Raw genomic sequence first — 15398 nt, forward strand, 5'->3', positions numbered from 1 at the left:
GGCGCCGGCAAGAAGGCCGAGATCCAGGGCCGCGTTGCCCAGATCAAGCAGCAGATCGAGGAGACCACCTCGGACTATGACAAGGAGAAGCTGCAGGAACGTCTGGCGAAGCTCGCCGGCGGCGTTGCGGTGATCCGCGTCGGCGGTGCGACCGAAGTGGAAGTCAAGGAAAAGAAGGACCGCGTTGACGACGCGCTGAACGCGACCCGCGCGGCCGTGGAAGAAGGCATCGTTCCCGGCGGCGGCGTCGCCCTGCTGCGTGCTTCGCTGGCCATCACTGTCAGCGGCGTCAACTCCGACCAGACCGCCGGCATCGCCATCGTTCGTCGCGCGCTGCAGTCTCCGGCTCGCCAGATCGCGGCCAATGCTGGTGCGGAAGCCTCGATCGTGGCCGGCAAGATCCTCGAAAACAAAGGCGCGACCTTCGGCTTCAACGCCCAGACCGGCGAATATGGCGACATGATCGCCATGGGCATCGTCGACCCGGTCAAGGTCGTCCGCACCGCTCTCCAGGACGCAGCCTCGGTCGCCGGCCTGCTCGTCACCACCGAAGCCATGATCGCCGAAGCTCCGAAGAAGGAAGCTGCCGGCGGTATGCCGGGCGGCATGCCCGGCGGCATGGGTGGTATGGGCGGTATGGGCGGTATGGATTTCTAAGGTCCACGCACCTGCAACAATCTCGAGGGGCGGCAGCGATGCCGCCCCTTCTCTGCCGCGGAGCCAAGCCCGATCGCCCATTCGCAAGGCTACACACGGCGGCACTTTCACGGCGGACACCAATGACTGACTTCATTCTGTTCGCCCTTCCTTGCCCAGGCGGCTGACAGTGCATTAGGCCATGGCCTATGGCGCGATCTCCTTCACAGTGCTCCGTCGGTGTTCCGCCGGCGCAGGCTTCAGCGGCGGTTGCTCAGCGTCCGGGCTTGTCGTCCTGGTCGATGAGGATGCGCTGAACGGCTCCATCAAGATCCTCATATTGGCCACTTCTCAACGCCCATAGAAAGCCAGACAGCCCCAGTGCGCCCAAAAATAGGGCGACTGGTATGAGGTAGACGAGTGTCGTCATGACGCCCGCGCTGATGAGCGAATGCCGGAACGCCTTGCCGAAGAAGCCCTTGTCAGCTCGGCGAGCATAAAGCCCTGCAGCCTCAGCGCGTTTCCGATTACCAGCAGCGATGAGGCGGACATCGCGACCGCCGCGATTACCGGCGTGACGTGGCCGAGGATAGCGATCGGAACGGCAACGGCGTTGTAGATGATCGCGATGGCTATGTTCTGGCGGATCAGCCGCCCTGCCTTTCGCGAGACGCCCAGCGCAAGGGGTACCGCCGAAAGGCTTTCACGCAGGAACACGAAATCGGCGGCGTTGCGGCCCACATGGGCGGCGGTGGCTGGAGCGATCGAGACGTGCGCCGCGCCCAGCGCTGGGCTGTCGTTGAGCCCGTCGCCCACCATCAGGACCTTGTGGCCGGCCTTTGTCAGCACTTCGATCCGCTCAGCCTTCCCGGACGGCAGCAGCGCCGAAACAAAACTGTCGATGCCCAATATTCTTGCGACATCGCCACAGGCGTCTGCGGTATCGCCCGACAGCATTTCGACCGAAACCCCGGCATCGTTCAACTGCGCCAAGGCAGCCCCGGCATCGGGGCGCAAGGCATCCTCGAAAACGAAGGATGCGACAATGCCCCCGTCTTTCGTCAGAACTGTTCCGCCATGCCCGCTTTCGCCATAGGTTCGGGCCTTACATCTAGCCCATCGGCGCCGGCCCAGCCGCCAGATACTTCCGGCGACAGTGGCTTCAATTCCAAACCCCGGATGCTCTGTGACGGCATCGAACTTGTGCTGCCCCCCAGCAGCGGCAAAACCGGCTATGGCCTTTGAAAACGGATGACGCGAATGCGCGGCCATATCGGCGGCGATCGCCAGCACGGCCGGATCGATCGACGACGCATTGACGAGCCGGGGCTGTCCGAGCGTGAGCGTTCCGGTCTTGTCGAACACCGCCGTATCCATCGCCGCCAGGCGCTCCATGGCCGAACCGTCCTTGACCATGATGCCGCTTTCGAACAGACGCCGCGCCGCGACCACCTGCACGATCGGCACGGCGAGGCCGAGCGCACATGGACACGTGATGATGAGAACGGCAATTGCAGTCGTCATTGCCAGGTGCCAGTCGCCGACCGCAACCATCCAACCGATGAATGTTATTAAGGCCGTGAGATGGACCACCGGAGCATAGAGGGCGGAGACACGATCGGCGATGCGGCGATAGGGCGAGCGGCCGCCCTCCGCCGCCTCCATCAACCGAACCATTTCCGCCAGGAACGAGTCCTTCGCGGCGGCTGTCGCCTCAATCGTGAGCGAGCCGGTAAGGTTGAGTACCCCAGCCTGCACGAGGACGCCTGGCGCCACGTTTCTGGGCGTGCTTTCGCCGGAGACCAGGGAGCAGTCGAGATCAGATGATCCCCGAATGATCTGTCCGTCGACAGGAATCCTTTCGCCCGCTGCGATGAGCAGCTGCATTCCCGGTTCGATCTCGACAACCGGCAGGTAGTCGCGCGCGCCCTCGCCGCGCAGCACCATGGCACCACGCGCCGCCAGCTGCGACAGACCGTTTACGGCGGTCCGGGCCCGCTCGCGCATGACATGATCGAGCGTACGCCCAATTAACAGGAAGAATAGCAGCGATACCGACGCGTCGAAATAGGCGTGATCGCCATGATTGATCGTCTCATAGAGACTCATGGCGTAGGCCAGCGACACCCCGACCGCGATCGGCACGTCCATATTCATGCGGCCGTGGCGCAGCGCGTTCCAGGCCGAGCGGAAGAAAATGCCGCCGGCGAAGGCAAGCGCTGGGAGGGCGATCAGCGCAGAGACCCAGTGGAACAAGTCGCGGGTCGCGCCTTCGGCGCCGGACCAGACCGAGACCGAAAACAGCATGATGTTGCCCGCCGCAAAACCAGCAACCGCGACCGCGCGGATCAGTTCGGATAATGTCTTGTTCTTGTCGCCGACCTCGGGGTCGAACAGATGCACCTGGTAGCCTAGCCGCCCGAGCGCGAGGACGAACGGTGGCACGTCGTAACCACGCCATCTGACCGAGACCCGTTTCGTCGACAGGTTGACGCGGGCGCTCTCGACGCGATCGAGCTTTCCCAAAGCCTTCTCGATCGTCTGGATGCAGGCTGCGCAATGAACTGTCGGAACTGAAAGGTCGATCTGGCGAAGATCATCGCCAACCAAGTGGCTCGCCAATCTGATCTCCTGGCCAGACGGCAGGACCGATGTGGTACCGGTCAGATCCATCGGCAGTTCCGCGCCGGGTGCACAGCAGCTCATTGCAGCGCTCCTTGCGAAATCATGATCCGGCGAACGTCGCGATAGGGCTCCGCGAGTCCGACGTCGGCATCGACTTCGACGATCCAGACGCCATCCTCAGGCACATCCTGTCCTGCAAACTCCTGAGCCGAAGCAAAGGCAAGAGTGACGGACTTGTCCTTGGCCTCATAAGCGGGATGACGAAACAGTATCTTCACGCCATGCACGGGAACCTGCTTGCCGGTGGCATCGCTTAAGCTGTAGCGGACCTCACTCCGAGCGATCGTCAGGTTGCCGGTCCAGCCGAGTGCCGCCTGCGCGCGCCCTTCCTCGGCCTTTTTGTTGAATAGCTGACTGGCCACATAGGTGTTCTCGACGACAAGACCGGTCCAGCTTTTGCTAGCGAGCGCCGCCATGGTCAGGTTGACGGCGACAACCACGCCGAAAAAGCCGAGAATGGTGAGCAGCATATGCCTGCCGGTGAACTCACGCGTATTTCGCGTATGGGTGCTCATCTGGCGATCTCCGGTGCGTTGAAGGTGGCCGTGTATTCGTCCGATTCGAAGTTCGCCTTATCCTCGACCCGGAACTTGAAGGTTTGTGCAACATGTCGCACCTCACCCGCTGGCTGGCGCACGAAAATTTTCAGTATCTTCAGCCGGTCGGGTTCGACCGCGATGCTGGAGAAGCGAGCTGCCGGCAGATCACTGCCGACGACGCTCATTTCGGCTCCCTGCAAGCCCTGCAACGCGACAATGATTGTCCTTGGCTCGGGGATCATGTTGAGCAGTTTGACAGTATAGCCATTGCGGATCGAACCGTCGGACAGCGTCACGAACTGTGGATTGCGGTCATGCAGGACGTTCAGTTCGAGCCTATCGCGCGTCAGCAGCGAATAGAGCAGGCCCAGCCCGATCATCGACCACAGGCCTATGTACACGTAGGTGCGCGGCCGAAAGATCTTGCGAATGTGAAAATACGCCACCTGATCGCAGAAGGTGCCGACAGCAGTCCTGACCAGCGACGGATTGATCGAACTGGAGCCGCCTGCTGTCGCCAGCATCATGTTGGCATTGTAGTCAAAGAGCGTTGCGTAGGAGATCAGCCCACGCTCCTTGCCGAGCTTGTCCATGACGCCGTCGCAGGTGTCGATACACAGCGCGCAGGTGATGCATTCGAGCTGCTGGCCGTCGCGAATGTCGATCCCCATGGGGCACACCGCGACACAGGCATTGCAATCGACGCAGTCGCCGAGCCGCTGCCCGACCGCGTGGGCCTTCTTGGCGTGCCTCGAACGAGGTTCGCCGCGCCAGTCATTGTAGGTGACTGTGAGCGAATTCTCGTCGAGCATGGCAGCCTGGATGCGCGGCCACGGGCACATGTAGGTGCAGACTTGCTCGCGCATCAGCCCGCCGAACGTGTAGGTGGTCGCCGTCAGCACCGCGATGGTGACGTAGGCGACCGGAGCGGTGGTGCCGGTGAATACCTCGCTGATCAGCGTTGGCGCGTCGGCGAAATAGAGGATCCAGGCGCCGCCGGTGGCTGCCGCTATGACCAGCCAGATGGCGTGCTTCGATACGCGCAGTACCAGTTTACGCACCGTCCATGGGCCGGCGTCGAGCTTTATGCGGGCATTGCGATCGCCTTCGATGGCTCGCTCCACCACCACGAAAAGATCGACCCATACCGTCTGCGGGCAGATATAGCCGCACCAGGCGCGGCCGACGGTGGACGTGATCAGGAAGAGGCCGGTTCCGGCCATCATCAAAAGGCCGGCGACATAGTAGAATTCCTGCGGCCATATCTCGATGAAGAAGAAATAGAAGCGGCGGTTGGCAAGATCGATCAGCACGGCCTGATCAGGAGCAAACGGTCCTCGATCCCAGCGCAGCCAGGGAGTCAGATAGTAGATGCCCAGCGTGATCGCCATCACGAGCCACTTGAAGCGGCGGAAGCTACCCGAGGCGCGCTTGGGGAAGATTTTCTTGCGCGGTGCATAGAGCGGCTGTCGTGTCTTGGCGGAGTTAACCACTTTTGCCTCGAGCCGCTCCATCTGCGTTTTATCCGGCACCTGTATCTCCACTTGCCCACGGCTTATGCATCGTTGTGCGGCGGACTTGTCCGCGTCGACAGACGTCCGCTCTTGCAGCGAGCCCGCTTCGCCGAATGGGACCGCGTCGCCTTGCAGCAGGGTACAACTCGCCGCATGCCGGAATGGTGTCGAGGCCCGGCAAAGCCGGGCCTCGTCGCTTGGCGGGGGAGGGCTGAGAATAGGCTTCCGTTCCTATTCTCCGCCGCCAAGCGAATGCACATAAACCGCAATTTCCTTAACCGTGGTCTCGCCGAGACGCCCGATCCAGGCCGGCATGACGCCGTGCTTCGGCGCACGGACCTGGACGGCGACGGCTGTCTCGCCCGATCCGTAGAGCCAGATCGCGTCGGTCAGGTCGGGTGCGCCGAGTTCCCTGTTGCCTTTCGCATTGTCGCCGTGACAGGCGACGCAGTTTTCTGCGAAAATCTTGGCGCCGGGTTGAATCAGACTTGCATCGCGGACCTTGCCGGAAAGGCTGGCAACATAGGCGCTCACCTGTGCGATCTGATCGGCGGTGATGATGTCGCCGAAGGCCGGCATTTCCGACAGGCCCGTGTCCGGATCTGACGCGAAGCGGATGCCGTGCGCGATCGTTTGCTGGATCTGCTCGGTCGTGCCGCCCCACAGCCAGTCATCGTCGTTCAGGTTTGGAAAACCTTTCGACCCTTGGGCGCCGGAGCCATGGCACTGCGTGCAGTTGACCTTGAATGCGGCGCCGCCGGCCGCGACCGCGAATTCGCGCAAGGCGTAGTCCGACGCAATTTCAGAGACGCTTTTCGAGTCCACCGCCGCGGCGTATTTGCCTTTCGCCGCTTCCGCCGCCGCCAGCTCATTCTTGGCATCGTTGCGGCTGGAATATCCAAGCACACCCTTGGTTGCGGAAGACAGCATGGGCCAAGCGGGATACGCGATTGTATAAGCCACCGCCCAACCGACGGTGATGTAGAAGGTTATCACCCACCATCGGGGCAATGGGTTGTTGAGCTCCCTTATCCCGTCCCATTCATGACCGGTCGTTGAGATGCCCGAGACTTCGTCGATGTGCTCGTCGCTCATGTTCGGTCGCCCTTGAGTGGAATCTGGGCGGCTTGCTCGGCCTGTGTTTTGCCGCCGGGACGCAAGGCAAAGGCAATGCTGCCGACGAAGAAGAGCGCCATAGCAAGCAGACCCCAGCTGTCCGCGGATTCCCGCATCAAATCATAGCTCATTGCGTCCCCCTCAGCGGTAGCCGGCTGCATCGTCATAGGTCTTGAAATCGACCAGTGTTCCCAGCATTTGCAGATAGGCGACGAGGGCATCCATCTCGGTCACCTGCTGCGGATTGCCGTCCAGATCGCCGACCTTGGCTTTCGGATAGCGTTTCTCGAGGCCGGAGCTATCGGCATTCGGGTCGGCCTGGGCCATTAGATCGGCATTGGCGTGCGCGATCATGTCATCGGAGTACGGGACGCCAACACCCGCGTTCGCAACCAGATGTGTCGAGAAGTGTTTCACCTCGATCGGAGCGTCCTTCAGGAAGGCATAGCGAGGCATGATAGATTCCGGCACCACCGAACGTGGATCCACAAGGTGCTGAACGTGCCATTCGTTGGAATAGCGGTTGCCGACTCGTGCAAGGTCAGGGCCGGTGCGCTTCGAGCCCCACTGGAAGGGGTGGTCGTACATGGACTCAGCCGCCAGGCTGTAGTGGCCGTAGCGTTCGACCTCGTCCCGGAAAGGCCTGATCATCTGGCTGTGGCAGAGGTAGCACCCCTCGCGCACATAGATGTTGCGTCCGGCAAGTTCGAGCGGCGAGTAGGGACGCATGCCCTCGACCTTCTCGATCGTGTTGTCGAGATAGAACAGCGGTGCAATTTCGACGATGCCGCCGACGGTGACGACAAGAAGAGAGCCAACGAGAAGCAGCGTGGCGTTCTTCTCGATGATCGCGTGTTTGTCTGTCAAGCCCATTGTCTGGCTCCCTATTCGGCCGGCCGAAGGGCGGGCTCGGAACCCGGCATTGGTTGCTCTTCGCGCTGGTATCCGAGGATGGTCATGGTGATGTTCCAGGCCATGATCATGGCACCGGAGAGGTACATGGCACCGCCGATGGCACGCATGACGTAGTAGGGATGCATGGCCGCGACGGTTTCGGCGAAGGAGTAGACGAGGAACCCCTGCTCGTCGTATTCGCGCCACATCAGGCCTTGCATGATGCCGGACACCCACATCACCGCGGCGTAGACGACGATCCCCAGCGTCGCCAGCCAGAAGTGCCAGGTGACGAGCCGCAGCGAATAGAGTCGGTCACGGTTCCACAGTTTCGGCACCATGTAGTAGATCGCGCCGAACGAGATCATGCCGACCCAACCGAGCGCGCCGGAATGGACGTGCCCGATGGTCCAATCCGTGTAGTGCGACAGGGAATTGACCGTCTTAATAGACATAATCGGACCCTCGAAGGTCGACATGCCGTAGAAGGCGACTGCCATCACCATCATGCGGATGATCGGATCAGTGCGCAGCTTGTCCCAGGCGCCCGACAGGGTCATCAGGCCGTTGATCATGCCGCCCCATGACGGCATCCACAGCATGATCGAGAACACCATCCCGAGCGTCTGCGCCCAGTCGGGTAAGGCGGTGTAATGCAGGTGGTGCGGGCCGGCCCAGATGTAGAGAAAAATGATCGCCCAGAAGTGGATGATCGACAGCCGGTAGGAATAGACCGGGCGGCTCGCCTGCTTGGGCACGAAATAATACATCATGCCAAGGAAGCCGGCCGTCAGCAAGAAGCCGACCGCATTGTGGCCATACCACCATTGCGTCAAGGCGTCCTGGACGCCGGAGAAGGCGGAGTAGCTCTTCGAGCCGAGGAAAGAGGCCGGCATCGACAGGTTGTTGACCACATGCAGCATCGCGATGGTCACGATGAAGGATAGATAGAACCAGTTGGCGACGTAGATATGCGGTTCCTTGCGCTTCAGGATGGTGCCGAGGAACACGATGAGATAGGCAACCCAGACGATGGTCAGCAAGAGGTCCACGTACCATTCGGGTTCGGCATATTCGCGGCCCTCGGTGATGCCGAGCAGGTAGCCGGTCGCGGCCATGACGATAAACAGCTGGTAACCCCAGAAGACGAACCAGGCCAGATTGCCGCCAAACAGCCGGGCGCGGCAGGTGCGCTGGACAACATAGAGCGATGTGCAAAGCAGTGCGTTGCCGCCGAAGGCGAAGACAACTCCCGATGTGTGCAGCGGGCGCAAACGGCCGAAATTGAACCAAGGGCCGATATTAAGCTGAGGGTACGCAAGCTCCAGCGCGATGAGCACGCCGACGAGCATGCCGACGACGCCCCAGAACACCGTCGCGATGGCGCCGTAGCGGATTGGACCATCCACATAGGCGGATGGGTCGATCGGCGCCGCGGGCTTGAAATCCGTATTGCGCAGCAGGATCGCAGTGAAGCCAGCCACGGCGAAGAACAAAACCCACATGTGCTGGCGAAAAGGTTCATCCACCCCCAGGCCGGCAGCTACGAGGGCGCCAAAGGCAAACAGGCTTAGAAGGACGATCTCCGTGCCAAATTTCATGACATGTCCCCGACCAGGATTCCAATGCGCGACGCTAAACCGCGGTGCATTAATTCCCTAGTTGCCGCCTGCTTGCCCTGATCTATGTCAGAGCCGCACGATTTTGCTTCGGGCAGCATCGAGTTCGGTGAATCAGAAGGTGGCGATTTGAACGAGGAAACGCAGCACGGGCGACCCCACTCACGGACAAGTGCAGCTTCCTCGCGTCGGGCCGGCACAGAGGCGATTCCGGGCGAGGTCATGAAGCGTGCCCATCGGGAAAAGCTGAATCTCTGCGACTCACTGGAAAGCATTGCCGATGCACTGCCGAACGTCGACCGCCTCAAATGTCTTGGAACGGCCAAGAAAATCGTTCCGCTGCTCCGTGACATTCATGGGTTTGAGGAGACGGTGGTCTTCCCTGCGTATGAGGCGCAGTTGACGCCGGCCGAGGGCAAACTTGCCTCTACCAGCCGGTTGCGCGTCGAGCACCTTGAGGATCAATGCTTCGCTAGCGCGGTGGCCGAAACGCTCCTAGCGATAGGTCATGGTAATCCGATAGAGAGCCCGGAAGCTGTCGGGTTCATGCTACGAGGCTTCTTCGAAGGCTTGCGGCGACACATCGCTTTCGAACGCGAGCACGTCCTGCCGCGGATCGCAATAAGCGACGCAGGCGCTTAGGTCTCAAAGGCCGGTTGCCGCGAGCCTCGGCCGCCGCAGCGCTGCTCCAGCCGGATCATGCTGTCCACCGTTACATGGCGGTTGTTCTTGATCCGGATCACGCCGTCAGCCCGCAACCGCGTAAGCTGGCGGCTCACGGTCTCGTTCGTCAGTCCAAGGAAATCAGAGATGTCGGCACGTGTCAGGGGCAGATCGAAGCATGAGGACCTAGCCGCCGGGTCGATACTGGAATCCATATTCTGGGCGATCATGACGAGAAAGCTCGCCACCTTCTCGGGTGCGGTCTTGCGCCCGAGAGTCACCATCCATTCAAGTGCCTCGTCGAGTTCGTTCAGCGTCTGCTTGAGCAAGCGAAGCTGGAGTTCCGGTGATTCCTTCATTATCCGTTCAACGGCCGCCTTCGGAAACGAGCACAGCGAGACGGAGGTTGCCGCTTCCACATTGATCGTGCTTTTCACCTTGAAGGGCCGGCCCAGAAAATCCGGTGCGAACCGAAGACCGACAATCTGCTGGCGGCCGTCCGAAAGGCACTTCGTCAGCTTCACAACGCCTGAAAGCATGTTTGAATAGCTGTCAACAGCCGCGGCGTCGGCGATCAGTTCGACCCCCGGCTCGATTTTGTGCCGCGACGAAGTCTTGGCGAGCCAAACCAAATGGTTTCGATCGAGCGCACCACAGATCCCGCGATGCCGCGCGGCGCAAGACAGGCAAAGAACGGGAATGCCGGAACTGTGAATGTCCTGCTGTACTGTCATTACGCTCGCGCCATCGATCCCAAGTTCGGCAGGATAGCAAGCGATGGCAGAGAAATCCTTGCGGCAGTTTGTCCGTGCGGAGGCTGACCGAAATCAGGGCTTTGACTCTTTGACGAGTCCAGACTTCCGGCGAGGCAAAAACGACGGACCACCAATGAGACCGGAATTAGCTGCCAGGCTTGGCGAGACATAGGGCGCCACTTTATGATCCTTTGACGACGCGTGTATTCCCAATGGGGGTCGCATGGCAGAGGAGGCCCGCCGGAACCCGCAGGCAGGGCTCCAGTTTGTATCCGCTCAGGACCTTGGATTGTTCGTTTGGCGATTCTTTCACTGAATGTCAGCGACGCACCCCATTGCGGCTCCGCTACTCAGCCTTCGATAACTCGGAACCTGAACCTGACACGCGTCGCAATTTCTCTGACATGCCGGCGGCAGGCAAGCTTTCCTTTCTGGCCCGGGCAAACGCGCGATCGCCTTCCAAGAACCCGACCAGCATGAATGGGATGAGCTCAGCTACTGTCTCAGACTCATTATAGGTCTGTCGGTAAAGCGCCGCGTAGTCCTTCAGTGCTTGGCTGAGGCCCGCGCTGACGGTGATGGTGATCTTGGAAGGCGTCCGGTCCGGAAGCTTTCCTAACTTCAAGTTCGCCATGAGCGGCTCCTATTCAATTTGTGTATGGTCGTAGCACGAGGTCCTTGTGCACGATGACGCGCAGCGGCCAACCAGGACGGACAATAATGGTGGGTTGAATATTGAGGTTTTTTTCGGTGATGCGCTGGCCAGCTTGACTGACGTTCTGCTGAGTGGATTCGCGGATTGCCTTGAGCAGATCGCTTTCGTTGTCCCCAAAGCTCAACTCGGTGCCGACGCCCAACAGCGTGGCTAGAGCAACTCCCTTGATCAGCTGCCAGGTGTGGAAATCCACCTGGTCCTCCAGCCCTGCATAGCCGGCAGTATCTGTCGCTGGCAGATTGTCGATTTCAATCGACGACCCGTCGGGCATCACGATGCGCTGCCAGACTAGCAACGCGCGCTTCTGTCCAAAAGCGACGACACTGTCATAGGTGCCGATGAGCCGCGAGCCCTGCGGGATGAGCAAGGTGCTGCCGGTGACTGTGTCCTCCACATTCTCGGTGACCTGTGCAACCACGAGGCCAGGCAGGTCGGAATTGATGCCGGTGATGAGGCTTGCGGCGATCACGCTGCCGGCCATCAGCTGGTGGGGCGAAGCCGGAGTCTGCAGCGCGTGCGGATTATAGATCCCATTTGTGCTCTGCTGGCTGACGAAGTCGAGCTTGCGCTGCTGATTGTTCTGATCACCCTCAGCCGGTGCAACGGAAGCCTTGGCGTCTCCCGCATCGGGTTGTGCAAGTGGTGCTTCAAACGGCGGCCGCGCTCCCTGCGCATTGTCGGCGACCTTCGTTTCCCTGGGCCGGTTCTCGATCCGGAACATGACTTGCGACTCACGTGCCTCGATCGCCTGCTGGGCAAGCCGGTCCTCCTCGGCGGAGGCCTCCTGCCCCGGGGCGATGCCAAGCTGTCGCTGGCGTTCAAGAATGGGGCGGCCGAGATCGCCGGGCAGAGGTGGCCCAAGCACGGCAAGCTTCGGCTTCATTACGGAATAGTCCTTGGGAAGCGTTTCAAGTCCCTCCGCGGTTGGCTTACGTTCGGTGTTGTAGAGGTCTTCCGCCTGCTCTCTGATGCGCAACGCCGTCCCCTGAAGCGCTATCATCGTGACGCCCAGAATTGCGCCAGATCCAAGTGCAGCGATGGCGACGATCACGCCGCGTCTGAACCGCACCGCGCGGCGAGGAGAAGCCCGCAACTGCAGCTGCTCGGGATCGAGTTTCGGCGGTGCATCTGGTGGGAAACTGTCGGTCATGAGTGCTCCCCTCACCTGCTGGACCGCGCGAAGAGCGGTATTCGCCGCGGCGGTTGCCGGCCGTCGATCCTGGTGATGCGGACCACTTGCTGCTGCTTGACGCCGAGGCGCAATTCGGCGGCGGCAAAGAGACGATCGACGATGTAATAGTTCCCGCGCATGCGGTAATTGACGAGCTGGTTGCTCCCGTCAGCACCGACGATGAAGAGTGGCGGTGCCTCACCCTGATCAATGCGCCGCGGGAATTCGATATAAACCTTGTTGCCGTCGTCGAAGGCACGCATCGGCCGCCAAGGCGGCGTGTCACCGTTTATCGAGTAGCGGAAGCGAATGCTTTCGAGCGCCACATTTGAAGCTGCCGGCATGGCGGCGTCGGCCTGCGCATTCCGCTGGCGTAACGCGATGATCTGGTCTTCGCTGTAAGTCCAGGAGATCGCCGCCATGGCAGTCTTTTCGGTACTTTGAAGCTGCAAATGGTATGTGCGCCGTTCCGTGGTGATCACCAGATTGGTGCTAAGCGCCGGGGCGAACGGTTTGACCAGCACATGGGTGCGCTGATTGTCACCGGTGCCGCTGACGGTGTCGCCAATCACCCAGCGCACGGTGTCACCAGCCGACACGGCTGTTAGCTTCTCGCCCGGCTGTAGAGCGATATCGGTGACGCGCTCCGGCGCGGCGTAGAGCTGATAAAGTGCGCCGTCGGTGAAGGGATAGACCTGGACCGCATTGACATAGCCATATCTCGTGGGTTGCTGCGTCGCCGCCTTGTTGGCATCGGTTACCCTTTCTTCAGGGGAGCGCTTTTCCTCAGCGATCTTATCCGGATCGGGCTGCAACTGGCCCGGTAGCGGTAGCGGCTTTGGGACCTGGACAATCTTCACCGATTTCTCCGGCGGCTTTTCGATCGCAGCTGGTTTGAAATCGGCAGCATCGTAGGAAATCTCAGGCGGTGGCACCGGCTTCGAGGCGCAAGCGGGAAGGACGGCTGCTGACGCGAACAGGAGTAGCGCGGCACGGAATGATGGGACTCTATTTGTCATTTGCAGGCTCCTTCGGGGAAACGAATGTTGGCGCGGCGCTGTCGAGCTCACGCGACCAGTCGATGGCGTTGATGAAGACGCCGAGCGGGTTGTTGCGCAGCTGGTCGGTATTGCTCGGGGGGCGGATCACGATGGTGAGGATCGCGGTCCAGCGCGTCGTGCTGGCAAGGCTGCCGCGCTCAAAAACCTGCTCAGTCCATTTGACCTGAAACGAGCTGTCGGAAGCCCTGATCACGCTGGTCACTTGCACCGACACGCTGCGCGTGCCGATCTTACCGAAGGGGTCGTTCGACTTGGCGTACTCGTTGAGGAAAAGCGCCGCCCGGTCCGTGGCAAAGTCGTAGGCCGCAAGCCAGTTCTGCCGTACCAGCACTGGGTCGGTGGAGATCGAACGGACATTCTGGATGAAGCGGCCGAGATGCCAGGCGATCTGTGCATCGGACGGCTCGTAGTCCCGGATTGCCGGTGCAACGGCGCGCGCCTCACCGAAGCGGTCGACCTCGACGACGTATGGCACGACACGGCTCTGCATCGACTGCCACACGAGTCCGCCGGAGAGCCCAGTCGTCAAAGCCAGGCAGCCAAGAGCCATCAGCCGCCAATTCCGGGCCTGCACCCGCGATGAGCCGATGCGCTCATCCCACAGCTGGGCGGCCTTCTGATATGGCGTGACCGGCTCGGGCGTCTTGCCGTAACGTTGAACGGGTCGCTTGAAGAGCATCTAGTCGTCCTTGTCATTGAGAGAGGGATTGGCGGTGCCGCCCGGTCTGTCACCGTCGCGGACGGCTTGGACGGCGGCGTGGCGATGGGCACGAGCGGTCTGTTCGGCGCGCATGCGTCTCGCCCAATTGGGCGCGGTAGTAGGAGCAGAACCGGCCGGACCTCCGGTCATTGACGCGGTCGGCGCACCGCCGCTGGCGGTCCATGCGGCTTCGCGCCCGGCATTGACGCCAGGCCCGAAGCTCCCCGCAGCAGATCCTGCTGCTCGCATCGCGGCGCCGCCGGCGGCGCTTGCCACACCCTGCATTCCAGCAGCCACACCGGACAGGCCGGAGTCGGGCGAGGTTGCTCGTCCTAGCTGCCAAGCCGAGGAAGCTGCCGAGCCCACGGTCGTGCCGGCTCGGACGGCGGCAAGCCCGCCGCCGGTTGCCAAGCGCACACCGGCAAAGGCAGCTCCCCCGGCAACGAGCGCCGATCCGGCAGCGGCCGCCGTGGTCCCGAGCGCGGCGCCGGCCCCGAGCTGCGGTGCGCCAGAGACTAGGCCCGAGGCGATCCCAGGGCCGAAGATTCCGAGCCCGAGAAGCGCCAGCGCGCCCAGCACCTGTGACATGGCCGCCGCCAGATCCGGCTCCTTGCCATGGAGCGCCGAAGCGAACTCGCCGAAAAGCGTGGAGCCGATACCGACGATCACCGCGAGCACCATCACCTTAATGCCCGACGAGATGACATTGCCGAGAACGCGTTCAGCGAGAAACGCCGATCGGTTCCAGAGCGCGAAGGGCACAAGTACGAAGCCAGCCAGGGTGGTGAGCTTGAACTCGAGGATGGTGATGAAGAGCTGGATCGACAGAATGAAGAAGGCGATGATGACCAGGAACCAGGCTATGAGCAGCACGAAGATGGTGAGCGCGTTGCCGAAGATTTCCGGGAAGCCAAGGAGCTGGCTCGCCTGATCGAGAAGCGGCCAAGCGCCCTCGAAGCCGGTCGCGGCAATGCGGCCTGGATGCAGGAGATTGTCGGCGGAGAGATTGCCGGAGGATGCGTTGATGCCGAGGCCGGCAAAGGAGCGGTAGATGGTGTCGGCGAGGTTCTTGAAATTGTTCAGGATGAAGGCGAAGACGCCGACATAGAGCACCTTGCGGATGAGGCGGCCGAGAATGTTGGGCTCGCCGCCGAATGCCCAGGCCAGGCCGGCAAGTGTGATGTCAATGCCGATCAGGATGGTGGTGAGGAAGGCGACGTCGACCGAAAGAAGACCGAACCCGCTATCGATATAGCGGATAAAAGTCTCCATGAAGCGATCGATGACGCCAAGGTCGTTCATGCCGCCGCCTTCCTCATGTTGAAGTGCC

General features: G+C 61.4%; 16 protein-coding genes. 2 read left to right on the top strand and 14 right to left on the bottom strand.

The window, feature by feature from the left end; translation table 11 throughout:
• Positions 1 to 657, top strand: a 657-nt coding sequence (locus CK222_RS25595) for a TCP-1/cpn60 chaperonin family protein (protein ID WP_280951792.1), incomplete at its 5' end; no start/stop codon positions are given.
• Between the two features lie 253 nt (positions 658 to 910).
• On the opposite strand, the gene ccoS is transcribed toward CK222_RS25595, so the two are convergent.
• From ccoS to ccoN, 8 genes are all read right to left on the bottom strand, one after another.
• A complete protein-coding gene (gene ccoS, locus CK222_RS25600) occupies positions 911 to 1066 on the bottom strand; it encodes a cbb3-type cytochrome oxidase assembly protein CcoS (RefSeq protein WP_095776523.1) in 156 nt (51 codons plus the stop codon).
• Positions 1063 to 3342 (bottom strand): cation-translocating P-type ATPase, encoded by a 2280-nt coding sequence (locus tag CK222_RS25605; protein ID WP_095776524.1) that lies wholly within the window; start codon positions 3340 to 3342, stop codon positions 1063 to 1065. Before CK222_RS25605 ends, ccoS begins: the two co-directional genes overlap by 4 nt.
• Positions 3339 to 3836, bottom strand: coding sequence for a FixH family protein (locus CK222_RS25610; protein WP_095776525.1), 498 nt, complete (start codon positions 3834 to 3836; stop codon positions 3339 to 3341). Before CK222_RS25610 ends, CK222_RS25605 begins: the two co-directional genes overlap by 4 nt.
• Positions 3833 to 5374 (bottom strand): cytochrome c oxidase accessory protein CcoG, encoded by a 1542-nt coding sequence (gene ccoG / locus CK222_RS25615; protein WP_095776687.1) that lies wholly within the window; start codon positions 5372 to 5374, stop codon positions 3833 to 3835. Before ccoG ends, CK222_RS25610 begins: the two co-directional genes overlap by 4 nt.
• A gap of 231 nt (positions 5375 to 5605) precedes the next feature.
• Entirely contained in the window at positions 5606 to 6469 is an 864-nt protein-coding gene (ccoP, locus tag CK222_RS25620) for a cytochrome-c oxidase, cbb3-type subunit III (RefSeq protein ID WP_095776526.1), read from the bottom strand.
• Positions 6466 to 6621, bottom strand: coding sequence for a cbb3-type cytochrome c oxidase subunit 3 (locus CK222_RS25625; protein ID WP_095776688.1), 156 nt, complete (start codon positions 6619 to 6621; stop codon positions 6466 to 6468). Before CK222_RS25625 ends, ccoP begins: the two co-directional genes overlap by 4 nt.
• Positions 6622 to 6631: 10 nt before the next feature.
• Positions 6632 to 7363: a cytochrome-c oxidase, cbb3-type subunit II gene (ccoO, locus tag CK222_RS25630; protein WP_095776527.1), complete on the bottom strand. Its 732-nt coding sequence runs from the start codon at positions 7361 to 7363 to the stop codon at positions 6632 to 6634.
• A gap of 11 nt (positions 7364 to 7374) precedes the next feature.
• On the bottom strand, positions 7375 to 8985 hold the full coding sequence (gene ccoN / locus CK222_RS25635; RefSeq protein ID WP_095776528.1) for a cytochrome-c oxidase, cbb3-type subunit I: 1611 nt from the start codon (positions 8983 to 8985) through the stop codon (positions 7375 to 7377).
• A gap of 240 nt (positions 8986 to 9225) precedes the next feature.
• Between ccoN and CK222_RS25640 the strand changes: the two genes are divergently transcribed.
• Positions 9226 to 9645 carry a hemerythrin domain-containing protein gene (locus tag CK222_RS25640; protein WP_245420474.1) on the top strand — a complete coding sequence of 140 codons (420 nt, stop codon included), beginning with the start codon at positions 9226 to 9228 and terminating at the stop codon, positions 9643 to 9645.
• Here the strand turns inward: CK222_RS25640 and CK222_RS25645 are convergent.
• The 6 genes from CK222_RS25645 to trbL form a co-directional block, all read right to left on the bottom strand.
• The gene (locus CK222_RS25645) at positions 9642 to 10400 is read right to left on the bottom strand and encodes a Crp/Fnr family transcriptional regulator (RefSeq protein WP_095776530.1); all 759 of its coding nucleotides are present in this window, start codon (positions 10398 to 10400) and stop codon (positions 9642 to 9644) included. The two genes, CK222_RS25640 and CK222_RS25645, sit on opposite strands and share 4 nt — an antisense overlap.
• A gap of 367 nt (positions 10401 to 10767) precedes the next feature.
• Positions 10768 to 11055, bottom strand: coding sequence for a DUF2274 domain-containing protein (locus CK222_RS25650; protein WP_095776531.1), 288 nt, complete (start codon positions 11053 to 11055; stop codon positions 10768 to 10770).
• A gap of 13 nt (positions 11056 to 11068) precedes the next feature.
• Complete coding sequence (locus CK222_RS25655; protein ID WP_095802348.1) at positions 11069 to 12286, bottom strand: TrbI/VirB10 family protein; 1218 nt, start codon at positions 12284 to 12286, stop codon at positions 11069 to 11071.
• 11 nt (positions 12287 to 12297) lie between these two features.
• Positions 12298 to 13326 carry a P-type conjugative transfer protein TrbG gene (gene trbG, locus CK222_RS25660; RefSeq protein WP_095776533.1) on the bottom strand — a complete coding sequence of 343 codons (1029 nt, stop codon included), beginning with the start codon at positions 13324 to 13326 and terminating at the stop codon, positions 12298 to 12300.
• A complete protein-coding gene (gene trbF / locus CK222_RS25665; protein ID WP_095776534.1) occupies positions 13316 to 14047 on the bottom strand; it encodes a conjugal transfer protein TrbF in 732 nt (243 codons plus the stop codon). The genes trbG and trbF overlap by 11 nt, the downstream gene beginning before the upstream one ends.
• The gene (gene trbL / locus CK222_RS25670) at positions 14048 to 15370 is read right to left on the bottom strand and encodes a P-type conjugative transfer protein TrbL (protein ID WP_095802349.1); all 1323 of its coding nucleotides are present in this window, start codon (positions 15368 to 15370) and stop codon (positions 14048 to 14050) included.
• Positions 15371 to 15398 lie beyond the last annotated feature (28 nt).

The organism is Mesorhizobium sp. WSM3866, assembly GCF_002294795.1.
In the GTDB taxonomy this organism is placed as follows: domain Bacteria; phylum Pseudomonadota; class Alphaproteobacteria; order Rhizobiales; family Rhizobiaceae; genus Mesorhizobium.

What these genes read in the sequence shown, in the direction of transcription:
- ccoS (WP_095776523.1), bottom strand. Translation starts at nt 1,066, where the DNA reads ATGACGACACTCGTCTACCTCATACCAGTCGCCCTATTTTTGGGCGCA.
- CK222_RS25605 (WP_095776524.1), bottom strand. Translation starts at nt 3,342, where the DNA reads ATGAGCTGCTGTGCACCCGGCGCGGAACTGCCGATGGATCTGACCGGT.
- CK222_RS25610 (WP_095776525.1), bottom strand. Translation starts at nt 3,836, where the DNA reads ATGAGCACCCATACGCGAAATACGCGTGAGTTCACCGGCAGGCATATG.
- ccoG (WP_095776687.1), bottom strand. Translation starts at nt 5,374, where the DNA reads ATGGAGCGGCTCGAGGCAAAAGTGGTTAACTCCGCCAAGACACGACAG.
- ccoP (WP_095776526.1), bottom strand. Translation starts at nt 6,469, where the DNA reads ATGAGCGACGAGCACATCGACGAAGTCTCGGGCATCTCAACGACCGGT.
- CK222_RS25625 (WP_095776688.1), bottom strand. Translation starts at nt 6,621, where the DNA reads ATGAGCTATGATTTGATGCGGGAATCCGCGGACAGCTGGGGTCTGCTT.
- ccoO (WP_095776527.1), bottom strand. Translation starts at nt 7,363, where the DNA reads ATGGGCTTGACAGACAAACACGCGATCATCGAGAAGAACGCCACGCTG.
- ccoN (WP_095776528.1), bottom strand. Translation starts at nt 8,985, where the DNA reads ATGAAATTTGGCACGGAGATCGTCCTTCTAAGCCTGTTTGCCTTTGGC.
- CK222_RS25640 (WP_245420474.1), top strand. Translation starts at nt 9,226, where the DNA reads ATGAAGCGTGCCCATCGGGAAAAGCTGAATCTCTGCGACTCACTGGAA.
- CK222_RS25645 (WP_095776530.1), bottom strand. Translation starts at nt 10,400, where the DNA reads ATGACAGTACAGCAGGACATTCACAGTTCCGGCATTCCCGTTCTTTGC.
- CK222_RS25650 (WP_095776531.1), bottom strand. Translation starts at nt 11,055, where the DNA reads ATGGCGAACTTGAAGTTAGGAAAGCTTCCGGACCGGACGCCTTCCAAG.
- CK222_RS25655 (WP_095802348.1), bottom strand. Translation starts at nt 12,286, where the DNA reads ATGACCGACAGTTTCCCACCAGATGCACCGCCGAAACTCGATCCCGAG.
- trbG (WP_095776533.1), bottom strand. Translation starts at nt 13,326, where the DNA reads ATGACAAATAGAGTCCCATCATTCCGTGCCGCGCTACTCCTGTTCGCG.
- trbF (WP_095776534.1), bottom strand. Translation starts at nt 14,047, where the DNA reads ATGCTCTTCAAGCGACCCGTTCAACGTTACGGCAAGACGCCCGAGCCG.
- trbL (WP_095802349.1), bottom strand. Translation starts at nt 15,370, where the DNA reads ATGAACGACCTTGGCGTCATCGATCGCTTCATGGAGACTTTTATCCGC.